Here is a 3059-nt window from a genome sequence, read left to right on the forward strand (position 1 = left end):
CGAGCCGACGAACCACATCGCCCTCGGCCTGGTGGAGGAACTGGAGGCGGCGCTGGCGGCATATGCGGGAGCCGTCGTGGTCGTCTCGCACGACCGCAGCTTCCGCGGCCGCTTCACCGGCGACCGGCTCGAACTCCACGAGGGCGCACCGGCCGACGGTTCCTGACCCGCCGGCCGTACGACAGCACAGCCCGCCCCAAGCCTCAGAGCCTCAGGGCCCGTCGTGCGCGGACGGCCCCCGCCCGTCCGCCACAAGGGCGCACAGCCGCTCCACGAAGACCCGCTGACCCTTGACGAGGCGTTCGACGGCAACCTCCGGCGTGCACCAGGCGAACCGGTCGATCTCCGGGAACTCCTGCTGCACGCCGGAACCTCGTGGCCACTCCATCGTGAACGTCCCCGGAACGGCCGCCGCCGGATCGAGGCCGGCCTCCATCGCCCACACCGTCACGATCTTGCCGCCGGACTGACGGGACTCGCCCAGCGCCACCCACGCACCGTCCGGGGCAGGGTGGCCGAACTCCTCCTCGAACTCCCGCCGTGCCGCGGCCGCCGCTTCCTCCTCGGGGCCGTACTCACCCTTCGGCACCGACCACGCCGCGTTCTCCCGGCCCGCCCAGAACGGGCCGCCCATATGCCCGATGAGGACTTCGAGCCCGGATTCCCCGGTCGTACGGAACAGGAGAAGCCCGGCGCTGCGCCGCTCGTTCGGTGACATGCCGTCAAGTGTGAGTGAACGGCACAGGAGCCGCGGCCGCCGACACGGCAGCCCGCCCTACACCTTGCGGTAGTCGTACGCCTCCGACGCGGCGGCCGCCACGGCCGCGAGGTCACCGCCCGCCGAAGCGGTGACCACCGCGGCCACCGCACCCTCCACGAAGGGGGCATCCACCAGCCGAGCCCCGGCCGGGAGTTCGTCGCCCTCGGCCAGCATCGCCTTGACCGTGAGCACCGCACTGCCCAGGTCGACCAGGACGGCGACACCCGCGCCGCCGTCCACCTGCCTGGCCGCCTCCGCGATCAGCTCCGCACTCGTCCCGAGGCCGCCCGCGGGCGTCCCGCCGGCGGCGGCCACCGGCGCTGTCGCGCCACCGGCAGCGAGCCCCCTGGCCAGCGCGGCAACCGCCTCGGCCACCGGCCCGCTGTGCGAGACCAGCACGATCCCGACCTGCTTGTCCGCGCTCACGCGACACCCCCGGCCGTACCGTCGGCCTCGGCGAGCGCGGTGATCAGCAAGGCTGAGGACGTGGCCCCCGGATCCTGATGCCCGATGCTCCGTTCACCCAGATAGCTGGCCCGTCCCTTGCGCGCCTGCAAGGGCACGGTCGCCAGCGCGCCCGCCTGCGCCGCGTCCCGCGCCGCCTCGAACGACGTCCCCAGCGCCTCGGCCGCCGGCAGCAGGGCATCGAGCATCGTCTTGTCCCCGGCCTGGGCCCCGCCCAGCTGGGCCACCGCCGTCACACCCGTCCCGAGCGCCTGCGCCAGATCCCCGACGGTCACGGTGGGCGCGTCACCCAACGCCTTGCCCGTACGCCGAAGCAGCGTCCCGTACAGCGGGCCGGACGCTCCGCCGACGGTCGAGATCAGCTGCCTCCCGGCCAGCATCAGTACGGCCCCCGGCGTCTGTGGCGGTTCCTTTTCCAGGGCAGCCACCACCGCGGTGAATCCGCGTTGCAGATTGCTGCCGTGATCGGCGTCCCCGATCGCCGAGTCGAGTTCGGTCAGGTGCGCCGCCTCGCGGTCCACGGCGGCGGCGGTCGTGGTCATCCAGCGGCGGAAGAAGTCGGCGTCGAGCACATGATCTCCTTGGGTCCATCGAGTGTGGCGGCGTGCACTGCAAGGGGGACACGGAGGGTCAACGGCCCCAGCGCAGTGCGGGCGTCTCCACCGGCGCGTCCCAGAGCCGTACCAGCTCCTCGTCCACCTGGCAGAGGGTCACCGAACAGCCCGCCATGTCGAGCGAGGTCACATAGTTCCCCACGAGCGTACGAGCGACGACCACGCCCCGCTCGGACAGCGCCCGCTGCACCTCGGCATTGAACCCGTACAGCTCCAGCAGCGGTGTCGCGCCCATTCCGTTGACCAGCGCGATCACGGGCCCGTGCGGACGCAGGTCCTCCAGTACCGCGTCGACCGTGAAGTCGGCGATCTCCCGCGACGTCATCATCGGACGCCGCTCACGGCCCGGCTCGCCGTGGATCCCCACCCCGAGTTCGAGTTCACCCGCGGGGAGGTCGAAGGTGGGTGAGCCCTTGGCGGGTGTGGTCACGGAGCTCAGAGCCACCCCGAAACTGCGCGACGACTCATTCACCTGCCGCGCGATCGCCGCCACCCGGTCCAGCGGAGCGCCCTCCTCGGCCGCCGCCCCGGCGATCTTCTCGACGAACAGCGTCGCCCCCGTGCCCCGTCGCCCCGCCGTGAACAGGCTGTCGGTGACCGCGACATCGTCGTTGACGAGTACCTGGGCGACCTGGACCCCTTCCTCGTCGGCGAGCTCGGCGGCCATCTCGAAGTTGAGCACGTCACCGGTGTAGTTCTTGACGACGAAGAGCACACCCGCACCGCTGTCGACGGCGACGGCGGCCCGCACCATCTGATCCGGCACCGGGGACGTGAACACCTCGCCGGCGCACGCGGCCGACAGCATCCCGGGCCCGACGAACCCGGCGTGCAGCGGCTCATGCCCGGACCCGCCGCCGGAGACCAGGGCGGCCTTTCCGGCCACGGGCGCGTCACGCCGTACGACGACACGGTTCTCGACGTCCACGGTCAGTTCCGGATGGGCGGCGGCCATCCCGCGCAGAGCATCCGCGACCACGGTTTCGGGGACGTTGATCAGCATTTTCAACGGTAACCTCCCAGTTGAGCCATCGGGTGGCGCCCTGATCAGGTTCTCGCAGCTCAGGGGCCGCTTCGTGAGTCGTTGGTCCCGGCGGTGGACGGCCTTCGGCAGTCGGGGCCGGTGGGACCGGGGGCGACTCGTCGCCGAGTCTACTGACGGCCTGTCATCGCTGGGGTGAGGTGCGTCCTGGCGGCTCGGCGCCCCGGCCGGGGCGCCA

The 3059-nt window shown here is 72.1% G+C and carries 4 protein-coding genes; all 4 read right to left on the reverse strand.

What is annotated here, in order from left to right; translation table 11 throughout:
• Window positions 1–211: 211 nt before the first annotated feature.
• The 4 genes from J1C73_RS15145 to dhaK are packed head-to-tail and all read right to left on the reverse strand — an operon-like array spanning window position 212 to window position 2842.
• Complete coding sequence (locus J1C73_RS15145) at window positions 212–718, reverse strand: NUDIX hydrolase (protein WP_207316832.1); 507 nt, start codon at window positions 716–718, stop codon at window positions 212–214.
• A 57-nt stretch (window positions 719–775) separates the two neighbouring features.
• Complete coding sequence (locus J1C73_RS15150; RefSeq protein WP_123467049.1) at window positions 776–1186, reverse strand: PTS sugar transporter subunit IIA domain-containing protein; 411 nt, start codon at window positions 1184–1186, stop codon at window positions 776–778.
• The gene (gene dhaL / locus J1C73_RS15155; protein WP_207316833.1) at window positions 1183–1797 is read right to left on the reverse strand and encodes a dihydroxyacetone kinase subunit DhaL; all 615 of its coding nucleotides are present in this window, start codon (window positions 1795–1797) and stop codon (window positions 1183–1185) included. Before dhaL ends, J1C73_RS15150 begins: the two co-directional genes overlap by 4 nt.
• A gap of 58 nt (window positions 1798–1855) precedes the next feature.
• Window positions 1856–2842, reverse strand: coding sequence for a dihydroxyacetone kinase subunit DhaK (dhaK, locus tag J1C73_RS15160; RefSeq protein ID WP_185095601.1), 987 nt, complete (start codon window positions 2840–2842; stop codon window positions 1856–1858).
• Between the last annotated feature and the right edge of the window lie 217 nt (window positions 2843–3059).

The sequence above is a fragment of the Streptomyces laculatispora genome (assembly GCF_017353455.1).
Classification (GTDB): Bacteria; Actinomycetota; Actinomycetes; order Streptomycetales; family Streptomycetaceae; genus Streptomyces; species Streptomyces laculatispora.